This is a genomic window from Streptomyces yunnanensis, from assembly GCF_029011865.1.
Lineage (GTDB): Bacteria > Actinomycetota > Actinomycetes > Streptomycetales > Streptomycetaceae > Streptomyces > Streptomyces yunnanensis.
Map to the genome: position 1 here is coordinate 7,573,366 of NZ_CP095749.1, position 13,429 is coordinate 7,586,794.

Here is a 13,429-nt window from a genome sequence, read left to right on the forward strand (position 1 = left end):
GGCCGGGGAGAATATGCTTCGCAACATGACGAGTGAGCCGGAACAGCAGATCGGAGTCGGGACGCAGGACGCCTTCCAGCGCCTGTGGACGCCCCACCGGATGGCCTACATCCAGGGGGAGAACAAGCCGAGCGGCCCGGGCGCCGAGGACGGCTGTCCGTTCTGCACCATTCCCTCGAAGTCGGACGAGGACGGCCTCGTGGTCGCCCGCGGTACGTACGTGTACGCGGTGCTGAACCTCTACCCGTACAACGGCGGCCACCTCATGGTCGTCCCGTTCCGCCACGTCGCCGACTACACCGACCTCGACGAGCCGGAGACGGCGGAGCTGGCGGACTTCACCAAGCGGGCGATGACGGCGCTGCGCGGCGCGTCCGGGGCGCACGGCTTCAACATCGGGATGAACCAGGGAGCGGTCGCCGGCGCCGGCATCGCCGCCCACCTCCACCAGCACGTCGTTCCCCGCTGGGGCGGCGACACCAACTTCATGCCGGTGGTCGGGCACACCAAGGTGCTGCCCCAACTCCTCGCCGACACCCGGGCGATGCTGGCCGCGGCCTGGCCGGCGTAGCCGGGGTGCACGCCGGGTGAACGGGGCGACACGCGCCCGGATGAATCGTATGAATCGCCCCGATTGGGAATTCTTGCCCCTCTAATGGGGTGGTGACCTCCCTGGATCGTCGCTCCGTGCTGCGCGTGGCCGCCTCGGCCGCGGCGGCCGGTGCGCTTGCGTCGGGCTGCGACCCCAAGCGATCGGCGGACTCCGCCCCCTCCGTACGGGCCGCCGGCGGACCGAGCCCCCGGGAGACGGGCCGGTCCGCCCCCGCCCGACACCCCGCCGCCCGGCCCCCGACCCGCGCGCCCGGCCTGCCCGCGGAGATCGAACACGGGCCGCGGGACGGCCACGCGGTGGCCCTCACCTTCCACGGCCGGGGCGACCCCAAGCTGGCCGAGGCGCTGCTCGGCGAGGTCGAGCGGGCCGGCGCCCGGATCACCGTGCTCGCGGTCGGCGACTGGCTCGACGCGCAGCCCGCGATGGCCCGCCGCATCCTGGACGGCGGCCATGAGCTGGGCAACCACACCATGCACCACCGCAACATCTGCGCGCTGCCCGCCGACGCCGCGTACGCCGAGATCAGCCAGTGCGCCGACCGGCTGCACAAGCTCACCGGCAGCATCGGCAGCTGGTTCCGCCCCTCGCAGACCCAGCGGGCCACCGGGCAGGTGATCCGGCTGGCGGGTCGGGCGGGCTATCCGCACGTCCTGTCGTACGACGTGGACTCCCTCGATGCGAACGACCCCGGCGCCCCGGCCGTCCAGCGCACGGTCCTGGACGGCATCCGCCCGGGCTCGGTCGTCAGTCTCCACCTCGGGCACGCCGGCACGGTGGCCGCGCTGCCCCCGATCCTCGACGGCCTCCGCCGGCGCGGTCTGCGCGCGGTGACGACAACGGAGCTTGTGACCTGATGGCTGACCGGAACCGTACCCACCCCCGCCCGACCGGCTCCCGCCCCGACCGCCCCACCCGCCGGGCCGCACTGCTGGTCGTGGCCTGCGCCCTGGTGGCGGCGGGCTGCGCCGGCGGCGGGGCGCAGTCCGCCCCCACGCGCCCCGTCGGGCCCTCGCCCCACAAGGCCGTCACCCAGGGCCTGCCCGGGATGCCGCCGCCGCTGGACGACCACGACCTGTACGCCGCGGACCGGCCCAACCGGCTGGCGCCGCAGGTCAAGCACTACCCGTCGCGGGTGTACGTGCCCAACACCGGCTCCGACACGGTCAGCGTCATCGACCCCAAGACGTACAAGGTCATCGAGACGATCCCGGTGGGCGTGCAGCCGCAGCACGTGGTGCCGTCCTGGGACATGAAGACCCTGTGGGTCAACAACAACCGGGGGCACGACCTGACCCCGATCGACCCGGCCACCGGCAAGGCCGGCAAGCCGGTCAAGGTCCACGACCCGTACAACCTCTACTTCACGCCGGACGGGAAGTACGCGGTGGTGATGGCGTCGATGGACAAGCAGCTGGTGTTCCGGGACCCGCACACGATGGAGGTCCGCAAGACCGTCCCGGTCAGCTGCGCGGGCGTCAACCACGCCGATTTCTCGCCGGACGGGAAGTACTTCATCGTCTCCTGCGAGTTCTCCGGCGAGCTGCTCAAGGTCGACACCGCGAAGATGGCGGTGATCGGCCAGCAGAAGCTGCCGTTCGAGGGCGCCATGCCCCAGGACGTGAAGATCTCCCCGGACGGAAGGACCTGGTACGTCGCCGACATGATGGCGGACGGCGTGTGGATCCTGAACGGCGACACCTTCGGCCGGCCCAAGCTGCTGCCCACCGGCAAGGGCACGCACGGGCTCTACGTCAGCCGCGACTCCCGCACCATGTACATCTCCAACCGGGGCGAGGGGTCCATCTCGCTGCTGAACTTCAAGACCGGCGAACTCGCCGACAAGTGGCACATCCGCGGCGGCGGCAGCCCCGACATGGGCGGGGTCTCCTCGGACGGCAACGTGCTGTGGCTGTCCGGGCGGTACAACTCCGAGGTCTACGCGCTCGACACTCACACCGGGAAGACCCTGGCGAAGATCCCGGTGGGGCTGGGCCCGCACGGGCTGGCGGTGTACCCGCAGCCGGGGCGGTACTCGCTGGGGCACACCGGGATCTTCCGCTAGCGAAGGGACGGGCGCGCGCACGGCGGGAGGCCGTGCGCGCGCCCGCCCGTGCGGTGCGCGGGGTGGCGCTACGCGTGGTACTCGTCGGCGTTCTTCGGCTCGGCGCTCTGGACCATGCCGCTGAGCACCAGGGAGCGGTTGTCGAAGCGCTCGGTGTTGACGCCGTGCTCCTGCAGGACGCTCATCGCGGCGGCGTGCACCGCCCGCAGCACCGGGGTCGCGGCGCGCAGCGCGTCATCGGCCATGAAGCGGTGGCGCCAGGGCTTGTCGGCCCAGACGTGGCGCAGGCCGAACGGCTCGGGGAGGGCGAGTTTGCCGCCGAGGAAGTCCAGCACCGGCGGGAACCACGTCAGCGGGGCGCGGGCGGCGAGCCGGACCACCTCCGATGGCTCGATCAGCGGCAGCGTCTGGGTCCTGGTCTCCCAGAACCGGACGACCTTGGCGATCTCCTTGGTCTTGGGCTCCGGCTTGCTGGTGAAGAGGGAGTGGACCGGACCGAGGGCATGACCGCTGACCTCGATGCGCAGCGTCTCGTGCAGGACGGTGACGGTGATCATCAGCGTGAGCACCAACTGGCCGTCCCACAGGACGAATTGGACGCCGAGGTAGTGGCGGTCGCCGCTGCCGAACTGCTGCTCGTTGCAGATCCGCTCTATCTCGTGGCCGCGGACCTCGTACCCGTCGACGTGGGCGCCGTCGGGGCGGCCGACGGCCTTGGCCTTCTCACCCACCGGGGAGACGATCCAGTGGCGGACGGACGGCGGCTGCTGGAATCCGCCGGTGTGCAGCGGGCTGCGCTCCAGCAGGCGCAGCCGGTCGTGGATCGCGCGGATCACGTCCCAGCTGCGGAAGGGGTGGATGTCGGTGCCCTCCTGGGCCGGCCGGAGCTCCTCGGCCAGCTGCCAGCTGCCCCAGCGGGTGCCCATGCCGAGTATGCCCTTGGGGCCGGCGTAGAAGACGACGTTGCTGCGCTGCTCGGCGGAGACCTTGGCGAGGTTGTGCCGGAGGGTCTCGGCGGAGGTGTGGTTGGGGTCCTGCGGCACCGCCTCGGGGATCTTCGCGGCGACCCCGCCGCCCTCCAGCAGCCCCTTCCACGCCTCCCGCAGGGTCACCGCGGTCCGTTCGCAGATCTGCTTGGCCAGCCACCAGCCCACCACCGGGGCGATGAGCATGCCGCGGGCGTACAGCGGCCAGAAGCCGGTGAACGGCAGCTTGACCATGAAGAACACGCCGGCCAGCGCGAGCAGGACCAGCAGCGCGCCGCCCGCCAGGGAGATGCCCTTGCCCTCGCCGTCCTTGGAGAACATCTTCCGGAGCTGGAAGGCGCCCAGCCAGAGCAGCACACCGGGCAGGAACAGCAGCCCGCACACCACCATCAGGACCGTCAGCCGGCTGTCGCGCTGCTTGCGGATGCGGGTGGCCGACAGGCAGTGCTCGACGATCGTCTGCGGCTCCGTCCCGAAGGACTGGATCAGCGGCTTGCGGCCGCCGCCGAGCATCCGCACCTGGACGGCGCGGGAGAACGCCTCGCCGAGGTTGGGCGCGAACAGCGACAGCTTCGGCTTCTTGATCTCGGACTTCCCTGAATCGGAGTCCGCCTCGGAGATCTTGGAGAGCTTGCAGTCGCGGTAGGCGGCCGAGGCCAGGGCCTGGGTCGCCGCCGTCTGCCCGGCACCGCCCGAGATGGGGACCTGCGCCCCCGGACTGAAGTCAAAGCCGTCTGCCACTACCCGCCCCCATCACGCGCGTATCCGCTGATGCGCTCTACCCGACTACGCCGACGCGCACACCTGCCCGGCCGGCGTACTCGCAGGTTGGCCCGGAACGCGCGGCGCGGCGGTGGAGTCCCAGCGTACAGCCGCCGGCCCGGCCCAAGTGGGCTGTCCGGGACGGCGGCTGACCGACCGTTAACTACGCGCTGACCGCCTCCTGTTCCCGCATCCGGGCGGCGAGCTGGCCGGGCATCGGCTCATGCCGCAGGTAGCCGCGGCTGAAGCGGCCGGTGCCGTGGGAGAGCGACCGCAGATCGACGGCGTACCGTCCGATCTCGATCTCCGGCACCTCCGCGCGGACCAGGGTGCGGCCGGCGCCGGACTGCTCGGTGCCCACCACCCGTCCGCGGCGGCCGGAGAGGTCGCTGAGCACCGGGCCGACGTACTCGTCCGGAATCAGGACGCGTACCTCGGAGACCGGTTCCAGCAGGTCGATCCTGGTCTGCGCGGCGGCCTCCCGCAGCGCCAACGCGCCCGCCGTCTGGAACGCGGCGTCCGAGGAGTCCACCGAGTGGGACTTGCCATCGAGCAGGGTGACCCGGATGTCGACGAGCGGGTTCCCGGCGGCGATCCCGCGGGCGGCCTGGGCGCGGACGCCCTTCTCCACGGACGGGATGAACTGCCGGGGGACCGCGCCGCCGACGACCTTGTCGACGAACTCGATGCCGGAGCCGCCCGGCAGCGGTTCGACCTGGATCTCGCAGATCGCGAACTGGCCGTGGCCGCCGGACTGTTTGACGTGCCGGCCGCGGCCCGCGGCGGAGCCGCTGAAGGTCTCCCGGAGCGCGACCTTGTGCTCGACGGCGTCGACCTGGACGCCGTAGCGCGAGCGCAGCCGCTCCAGGGCCACGTCGGTGTGCGCCTCGCCCATGCACCACAGGACGACCTGGCGGGTGTCCTGGTTGTGCTCCAGACGCATCGTGGGGTCCTCGGCGACCAGCCGCGCCAGGCCCTGGGAGAGCTTGTCCTCGTCCGCCTTGCTGTGCGCCCGGATGGCGATCGGCAGCAGCGGGTCCGGCATCGCCCACGGCTCCATCAGCAGCGGGTCGTCCTTGGCGGAGAGGGTGTCGCCGGTCTCGGCGCGGGTGAGCTTGGCGACGCAGGCCAGATCGCCGGCGACGGCCAGGGGGAGCGGCCGCTGCTGCTTGCCGAACGGCGCGGACAGCGCGCCGACCCGCTCGTCGACGTCGTGGTCCTCGTGGCCGCGGTCCGTCAGGCCGTGCCCGGAGACATGCACCGTGTCGTCCGGGCGCAGGGTGCCGGAGAAGACCCGGACCAAGGAGAGCCGGCCCACGTACGGGTCGGAGGAGGTCTTGACCACCTCGGCGGCCAGCGGACCCTCCGGGTCGCAGCCCAGGCTCGGCCGCGGCGAGCCGTCCGGGCCGGTGACCGCGGGGGCCTCGCGCTCCGCGGGGGTGGGGAAGCCACCGGTGATCAGCTCCAGCAGTTCGACGGTGCCCAGCCCCTGCTTGGCGCCGTCGACGGCCGGGGCGGCGGCCAGCACGGGGTGGAAGGAACCCCGGGCGACCGCGGTCTCCAGGTCCCCGACGAGCGTCTTGAGGTCGATGTCCTCGCCCGCGAGGTAGCGGTCCATGAGGGTCTCGTCCTCGCTCTCGGCGATGATCCCCTCGATGAGGCGGTTGCGGGCCGCTTCGATCAGCGGGAGCTCGTCGTCGGTGGGCGCGCGCTCGGTGCGGGTGCCCGAGGAGTAGTCGAAGACGCGCTGGGAGAGCAGGCCGATCAGGCCGTCGACGGGGGCGTGGCCGTCGGACCCGGGGGTGCCGTACAGCGGCAGGTACAGGGGCAGGACGGCGTCCAGGTCGTCGCCGCCGAAGGTCAGCGCGCACCGCCGGGTCATCTCGTCGAAGTCGGCGCGGGCGGCTTCCAGGTGGGTGACCACCAGGGCGCGCGGCATGCCGACGGCCGCGCACTCGTCCCAGACCATCCGGGTCGCGCCGGCCACGCCGTCGGCGGCCGAGACGACGAAAAGGGCCGCGTCCGCCGCGCGCAGACCGGCCCTGAGTTCCCCGACGAAATCGGCATATCCGGGGGTGTCCAACAGATTGATCTTGATTCCGCCCCAGTCGACCGGGACGAGGGAGAGCTGTACGGAGCGTTGCTGCCGGTGCTCGATCTCGTCGTAGTCGGACAGGGTGCCACCGTCCTCGACCCGGCCCGCCCGGTTGACCGCGCCGGACGCCTGTGCCAGGGCCTCGACCAGAGTGGTCTTTCCCGAGCCGCTGTGGCCGACCAGCACCACATTGCGCAGGGCGGCGGGCCGGTCGGCCGCCGGTGCCCTTCCGGCGGCTCCTGGGTTCGTACTCGACTTCTCGCTCATGTGTCTCGCCTCCAGGTCGACACTTTGCGGTGATTCGAGCTTTCCACCGGGTTCAGGATGCGTCCATACGTGGCACGTGCGCGCGGTGCGCTCAAGGGGGCCGTCGGCCGTCCTCCGGGGCCCGCCGGCGCGCTCGCGGGCGCGCGGGGGCCGGTCCGAGCCGCGGGATGCACCCCGCGCCGCGATGCGTTCGCGGTGCCCCACGGCCTCGTGGCTACGATGGGCCAGCCGGTGGCCCCTTGACCGCGCGGCCCGTATCGACTTTCCGGGAAGGTCATGCTGAACAAGTACGCGCGTGCGTTCTTCACGCGTGTTCTCACACCGTTCGCCGCCCTGCTCATCCGTCTCGGGGTCAGCCCGGACGCGGTCACCCTCGTCGGGACCGGCGGTGTGGTCGCCGGCGCCCTGGTCTTCTACCCCCGGGGCGAGTTCTTCTGGGGCACGGTCGTGATCACGCTGTTCGTCTTCTCCGACCTGGTCGACGGCAACATGGCGCGGCAGCTGGGGCGCTCCAGCCGGTGGGGCGCCTTCCTGGACTCCACCCTCGACCGGGTCGCCGACTCGGCGATCTTCGGCGGGCTGGCCCTGTGGTACGCCGGCCGCGGCGACAGCCTGGCGCTCTGCGCGATCGCCATCTTCTGCCTCGCCAGCGGCCAGGTCGTCTCGTACACCAAGGCGCGCGGTGAGGCCATCGGGCTGCCGGTGGACGTCAACGGTCTGGTGGAGCGGGCCGAGCGGCTGGTCATCACGCTGGTCGCCTGCGGTCTGTCCGGGTTGCACACGTTCGGCGTGCCGGGCGTCGAGGTCCTGCTGCCGATCGCCCTGTGGGTGGTCGCCGTCGGCAGCGCCGTCACCCTCGGCCAGCGCGTGGTGACGGTACGCCGGGAGTCGGCCGAGGCCGACGCCGTGGCGCAAGGGGGGAACGGCTGATGCGGATCGACACCGACAAGCTGACGGACGGGCTGTACGGCCTGGGCTGGAGCACCGTCAAGCGGCTGCCCGAAGGAGTCGCGGTGCAGCTCGGGCGGCAGCTCGCCGACCTGGCCTGGCGACGCCGCGGCAAGGGCGTCCAGCGCCTGGAGTCCAACCTCGCCCGGGTCGTCCCGGACGCCTCCCCGGAGCGACTGGCCGAGCTGTCCCGGGCCGGGATGCGGTCGTACATGCGCTACTGGATGGAGTCCTTCCGGCTGCCGGTGTGGAGCCCGGAGCGGATAAAGGCCGGTTTCACCCCCGAGGACGTGCACCACCTGGAGGACGGCCTCAAGAGCGACCGCGGGGTGATCCTGGCGCTGCCCCACATGGGCAACTACGACCTCGCCGGCGTCTGGGTCACCACCAAGCTCGACACCCCGTTCACCACCGTCGCCGAGCGCCTCAAGCCGGAGTCCCTCTACGACCGGTTCGTCGCCTACCGCGAAGGACTGGGCATGGAGGTGCTGCCGCACACCGGAGGCGCCGCGTTCGGCACGCTGGCCCGGCGGCTGCGCGCCGGCGGCCTGGTCTGCCTGGTCGCTGACCGCGACCTGTCCAGCTCCGGGATACCGGTGAAGTTCTTCGGCGAGGAGACGAAGATGCCGGCCGGGCCCGCGATGCTGGCCCTCCAGACCGGCGCGATGCTGCTGCCGGTCACCCTCTGGTACGACGACACCCCCATCATGCGCGGCCGGGTCCACCCGGAGATCGAGGTGCCGCAGAACGGCACCCGCACCGAGAAGGCCGCCCTCATGACCCAGGCGCTGGCCGACGCCTTCGCCTCCGGCATCGCCGACCACCCCACGGACTGGCACATGCTCCAGCGCCTGTGGCTCGCCGATCTGGAGCCGCGCGGCGGCGCCGCCGAAACGGAGCCCGCGTGAAGATCGGCATCGTCTGCCCGTACTCCTGGGACGTCCCCGGCGGTGTGCAGTTCCACATCCGCGACCTGGCCGAGCACCTGATCCGCCTCGGCCACGAGGTCTCCGTCCTGGCCCCCGCCGACGACGAGACCCCGCTGCCGCCCTACGTCGTCCCGGCCGGCCGCGCCGTCCCCGTGCCCTACAACGGCTCGGTCGCCCGCCTCAACTTCGGCTTCCTCTCCGCCGCCCGGGTCCGCCGCTGGCTCCAGAACGGCGCCTTCGACGTCATCCACATCCACGAGCCTGCCTCGCCGTCCCTGGGCCTGCTCGCGTGCTGGGCGGCGCAGGGCCCGATCGTGGCGACGTTCCACACCTCCAACCCGCGCTCCCGCGCCATGATCGCCGCGTACCCGATTCTGCAGCCCGCCCTGGAGAAGATCAGCGCCCGGATCGCGGTCAGCGAGTACGCCCGCCGGACCCTGGTCGAGCACCTCGGCGGCGACGCGGTGGTCATCCCCAACGGCGTGGACGTGGACTTCTTCGCCCGGGCCGAGCCCCGGCCGGAATGGCAGGGCCGCACCATCGGCTTCATCGGCCGGATCGACGAGCCCCGCAAGGGCCTGCCGGTCCTGATGAAGGCGCTGCCCGCGATCCTCGCCGCGGTCCCCGACGCCCGACTGCTGGTCGCCGGCCGCGGCGACCAGGACGAGGCCGTCGCCGGCCTGCCCGCCGAACTGCGCTCCCGCGTCGAGTTCCTCGGCATGGTCTCCGACGAGGACAAGGCACGACTGCTGCGCAGCGTCGACGTCTACGTCGCGCCCAACACGGGCGGCGAGTCCTTCGGCATCGTCCTCGTGGAGGCGTTGTCCGCCGCGGCCCCCGTACTGGCCAGCGACCTCGACGCGTTCGCCCAGGTCCTGGACCAGGGCGAGGCCGGCGAACTCTTCGCCAACGAGGACGCCGCCGCGCTCGCCGCCGCGGCCGTCCGCCTGCTGAACACCCCGGACCGCCTCGCCGAACTCCGCGAACGCGGCGCCAAGCACGTCCGCCGCTTCGACTGGACCACGGTCGGCGCCGACATCCTCGCCGTCTACGAGACGGTGACGACGGGCGCCTCGGCAGTGGCGACCGACGAACGAGTGGGAGCCCGGGGCCGTCGCTGGCCATAGCGCTGCGCTTGGCTGGCTTCCCACGTAGCCGGTGTTTCCGCCGTAGGGGTTCGCCGCCGTTTTTGCGCCTGCGGCGCGGGGCCGCCTGACGGCGGGTGTTGCGGTGTCCGCTGCGCGGGGCTGTTGGGTGCGGTGACGGGCCTGCGGGGGTGGTGTGCAGGACTGCTGCGCTTTACGTCCTGCACACCACCCCCTCCGACCCGTCCCCTCCCGTGGAGGGTGGGAAAAACAGGCACGCGGACGCCAATGCCGGTGGTCCGCTGACGGTCACCACTCAGCAATGAGCCAGCAGGGACCCACTGGCGCCCGCCCCCACCCACCGTCTTCATGACCACCCACGGGAGGGGACGGGTCTGTGGGGTGGGGGATGTGCGGACGTAAAGCGCAGCAGTCCGCACATCCCCCACCCCACAGACCCGGCACCGCGGCCGAAAAGCCCCGCGCAGCGGACCCGCCCCGCGCAGCGGAACCGGCACACCCCGCCGTCAGGCGGCCCCGCCGCAGGCGCAAAGGCGCGAACCCCCACGGCGGGATAGCCAACAACGTGGGACGCCAGCCAAGCGCAGCGGACGGGTAACGTGACCCCGCGTGACCACGTTTATCTGGATCGCCGCCGCGATCGTCCTCATCGGTGTCTACCTGAGCTGGACGGCCGGTCGGCTCGACCGACTGCATGCGCGCATCGACGCGGCGAAGGCGGCGCTGGACGCCCAGTTGCTGCGGCGGGCCTCGGTCGCGCAGGAGGTGGGCACGTCGGGGGTGTTGGATCCGGCCGCGTCGATCGTGTTGTACCAGGCCGCGCACGAGGCCCGGCAGGCGGCGGAGGATCATCGCGAGGTCGCGGAGAGCGAGCTGAGTCAGGCGCTGCGTGCGGTGTTCGAGGACGAGGCGCAGTTGGAGGCGGTGCGGGAGGCCCCGGGCGGGGAGCGGACGGTCGCGGAGCTGATCGCGGCGGTGCGGCGGGTGCCGATGGCGCGCCGGTTCCACAACGACGCGGTGCGGGCCGCGCGGGCGGTCCGTCGGCACCGGTTGGTCCGCTATCTGCGGCTGGCCGGCCACGCGCCGTTCCCGATGGCCTTCGAGATGGACGACGAGCCGCCGGCCGTCCTGGACGACCGCTCGGGCGGGAACTGACCGACCACGAAGCGGAAGTGGTGCGTCCGGATGTCGAGACGGCAGACCCGACAGGCCACCGGCCTCTAATTGGCCCTTTTCCCGGGCCGCTGACCAACGGTTGTGTGGGCGGCGAAGTACAACCACCCGCACTGAGTGAGGTCAACGTGTCCAGCACGCCCACCACGCCCCAGACCCCCGAGACCGGAACCGCGCGCGTCAAGCGCGGAATGGCCGAGCAGCTCAAGGGCGGCGTGATCATGGACGTCGTCACGCCGGAAGAGGCGAAGATCGCCGAGGACGCCGGTGCCGTCGCCGTCATGGCCCTGGAGCGGGTCCCGGCCGACATCCGCAAGGACGGCGGGGTGGCCCGGATGTCCGACCCGGACATGATCGACGGCATCATCAACGCCGTCTCCATCCCGGTCATGGCCAAGTCCCGGATCGGCCACTTCGTCGAGGCCCAGGTCCTGCAGTCGCTCGGCGTCGACTACATCGACGAGTCCGAGGTCCTCACCCCGGCCGACGAGGTCAACCACTCCGACAAGTGGGCCTTCACCACCCCCTTCGTCTGCGGTGCCACCAACCTCGGTGAGGCGCTGCGCCGGATCGCCGAGGGTGCGGCCATGATCCGCTCCAAGGGCGAGGCCGGCACCGGCAACGTCGTCGAGGCGGTCCGTCACCTGCGTCAGATCAAGGGCGAGATCGCCAAGCTGCGCGGCTGCGACCACAACGAGCTGTTCGCCGCCGCCAAGGAGCTGCGCGCCCCCTACGAGCTCGTCAAGGAGGTCGCCGAACTGGGCAAGCTCCCCGTCGTGCTGTTCTCCGCCGGTGGTGTCGCCACCCCGGCCGACGCCGCGCTGATGCGCCAGCTGGGCGCCGAGGGCGTCTTCGTCGGCTCCGGCATCTTCAAGTCCGGCGACCCGGCCAAGCGCGCCGCCGCGATCGTGAAGGCCACCACCTTCTACGACGACCCGAAGGTCATCGCGGACGTCTCCCGCAACCTGGGCGAGGCCATGGTCGGCATCAACTGCGACACCCTCCCCGAGGCCGAGCGCTACGCCAACCGCGGCTGGTAAGGACGCAGAAACTGATGAGCACCACTCCCACCATCGGTGTGCTGGCGCTCCAGGGCGACGTCCGCGAGCACCTCACGGCGCTCGCGGACGCCGGCGCCCGGGCGCTGCCGGTACGCCGTCCCGAGGAGCTCGCCGGCGTCGACGGCCTGGTCATACCGGGCGGCGAGTCCACCACCATGTCCAAACTGGCGGTCGCGTTCGGGATGTTGGAGCCCCTGCGCGCCTTCGTCCGGGCCGGCCGGCCGGTCTACGGCACCTGCGCCGGCATGATCATGGTCGCCGACAAGCTGCTGGACGCCCGCGAGGACCAGGAGACGCTCGGCGGCATCGACATGATCGTGCGCCGCAACGCCTTCGGGCGGCAGAACGAGTCGTTCGAGGCGGCCGTCGAGGTCGCCGGGATCGACGGCGGCCCGGTGGAGGGCGTCTTCATCCGGGCGCCCTGGGTCGAGTCGGTCGGTGCCTCCGTCGATGTCCTTGCGACGTACGGTGGACATACGGTGGCAGTGCGGCAGGGTAACGTCCTGGCCACGTCGTTCCATCCAGAGTTGACCGGCGATCACCGCATCCACGCGTTCTTCGTGGACATGGTGCGTGCGGGGGCCTGACGCAATCCCGGTAGGATCTGGGGCGATCGTTTCTGAAATGGGTTACGCGAAGGAGACAGGCGGATGTCCGGCCACTCTAAATGGGCTACGACGAAGCACAAGAAGGCCGTGATCGATGCCAAGCGCGGCAAGCTCTTCGCGAAGCTGATCAAGAACGTCGAGGTCGCGGCGCGGATGGGCGGCGTCGACCTGGAAGGCAACCCGACGCTGTACGACGCCGTGCAGAAGGCGAAGAAGCAGTCGGTCCCGAACAAGAACATCGACTCCGCGATCAAGCGTGGTGGCGGTCTCGAAGCCGGCGGCGCCGACTACGAGACGATCATGTACGAGGGCTACGGCCCCAACGGCGTCGCCGTCCTGATCGAGTGCCTCACCGACAACCGCAACCGTGCCGCGTCCGACGTCCGGGTCGCGATGACCCGCAACGGCGGCTCGATGGCCGACCCGGGCTCGGTCTCGTACCTGTTCAACCGCAAGGGCGTGGTGATCGTCCCCAAGGGCGAGCTGTCCGAGGACGACGTGCTGGACGCGGTCCTGGAGGCCGGTGCCGAGGAGGTCAACGACCTCGGTGAGTCCTTCGAGGTGCTCAGCGAGGCCACCGACCTGGTCGCGGTGCGCACCGCGCTCCAGGAGGCCGGCATCGACTACGACTCGGCCGAGGCCAACTTCGTCCCGACCCTGCAGGTCGAGCTGGAGGAAGAGGGCGCGCGCAAGATCTTCAAGCTGATCGACGCGCTGGAGGACAGCGACGACGTGCAGAACGTCTTCGCCAACTTCGACGTGTCCGACGAGGTCATGGCCAAGGTCGACGCCTGACGGCCACGGGCTTACCGGTCTACG

The 13,429-nt window shown here is 71.5% G+C and carries 12 protein-coding genes; 10 read left to right on the plus strand and 2 right to left on the minus strand.

Annotation, left to right across the window (positions count from 1 at the left end; translation table 11 throughout):
• Positions 1-13 precede the first annotated feature (13 nt).
• From MOV08_RS33125 to MOV08_RS33135, 3 genes are all read left to right on the plus strand, one after another.
• Positions 14-571 carry an HIT family protein gene (locus MOV08_RS33125; RefSeq protein WP_039637985.1) on the plus strand — a complete coding sequence of 186 codons (558 nt, stop codon included), beginning with the start codon at positions 14-16 and terminating at the stop codon, positions 569-571.
• 92 nt (positions 572-663) lie between these two features.
• Positions 664-1,467: a polysaccharide deacetylase family protein gene (locus MOV08_RS33130; protein WP_039642094.1), complete on the plus strand. Its 804-nt coding sequence runs from the start codon at positions 664-666 to the stop codon at positions 1,465-1,467.
• Positions 1,467-2,675, plus strand: coding sequence for a YncE family protein (locus MOV08_RS33135; protein ID WP_275309983.1), 1,209 nt, complete (start codon positions 1,467-1,469; stop codon positions 2,673-2,675). Before MOV08_RS33130 ends, MOV08_RS33135 begins: the two co-directional genes overlap by 1 nt.
• A gap of 68 nt (positions 2,676-2,743) precedes the next feature.
• On the opposite strand, the gene MOV08_RS33140 is transcribed toward MOV08_RS33135, so the two are convergent.
• Both MOV08_RS33140 and MOV08_RS33145 read right to left on the minus strand, forming a co-directional pair.
• Positions 2,744-4,402 (minus strand): hypothetical protein, encoded by a 1,659-nt coding sequence (locus MOV08_RS33140; RefSeq protein WP_275309985.1) that lies wholly within the window; start codon positions 4,400-4,402, stop codon positions 2,744-2,746.
• Positions 4,403-4,586: 184 nt separating this feature from the next.
• Complete coding sequence (locus MOV08_RS33145; RefSeq protein ID WP_039637988.1) at positions 4,587-6,785, minus strand: elongation factor G-like protein EF-G2; 2,199 nt, start codon at positions 6,783-6,785, stop codon at positions 4,587-4,589.
• A 276-nt stretch (positions 6,786-7,061) separates the two neighbouring features.
• Here MOV08_RS33145 and pgsA point away from each other — a divergent pair, with 276 nt between their 5' ends.
• The 7 genes from pgsA (at position 7,062) to MOV08_RS33180 (ending at position 13,405) form a co-directional block, all read left to right on the plus strand.
• Entirely contained in the window at positions 7,062-7,715 is a 654-nt protein-coding gene (gene pgsA, locus MOV08_RS33150; RefSeq protein ID WP_039637989.1) for a phosphatidylinositol phosphate synthase, read from the plus strand.
• On the plus strand, positions 7,715-8,641 hold the full coding sequence (locus tag MOV08_RS33155; RefSeq protein WP_039637990.1) for a phosphatidylinositol mannoside acyltransferase: 927 nt from the start codon (positions 7,715-7,717) through the stop codon (positions 8,639-8,641). Before pgsA ends, MOV08_RS33155 begins: the two co-directional genes overlap by 1 nt.
• Positions 8,638-9,789 (plus strand): glycosyltransferase family 4 protein, encoded by a 1,152-nt coding sequence (locus MOV08_RS33160; RefSeq protein WP_275309986.1) that lies wholly within the window; start codon positions 8,638-8,640, stop codon positions 9,787-9,789. The genes MOV08_RS33155 and MOV08_RS33160 overlap by 4 nt, the downstream gene beginning before the upstream one ends.
• A 588-nt stretch (positions 9,790-10,377) precedes the next feature.
• The gene (locus MOV08_RS33165; protein WP_039637992.1) at positions 10,378-10,923 is read left to right on the plus strand and encodes a LemA family protein; all 546 of its coding nucleotides are present in this window, start codon (positions 10,378-10,380) and stop codon (positions 10,921-10,923) included.
• Between the two features lie 146 nt (positions 10,924-11,069).
• Entirely contained in the window at positions 11,070-11,981 is a 912-nt protein-coding gene (gene pdxS, locus MOV08_RS33170) for a pyridoxal 5'-phosphate synthase lyase subunit PdxS (protein ID WP_018539801.1), read from the plus strand.
• Between the two features lie 14 nt (positions 11,982-11,995).
• On the plus strand, positions 11,996-12,589 hold the full coding sequence (pdxT, locus tag MOV08_RS33175; RefSeq protein ID WP_275309988.1) for a pyridoxal 5'-phosphate synthase glutaminase subunit PdxT: 594 nt from the start codon (positions 11,996-11,998) through the stop codon (positions 12,587-12,589).
• A 63-nt stretch (positions 12,590-12,652) separates the two neighbouring features.
• Positions 12,653-13,405, plus strand: a complete 753-nt coding sequence (locus MOV08_RS33180) for a YebC/PmpR family DNA-binding transcriptional regulator (RefSeq protein WP_039637994.1) — start codon at positions 12,653-12,655, stop codon at positions 13,403-13,405.
• The last annotated feature ends 24 nt before the right edge of the window (positions 13,406-13,429 follow it).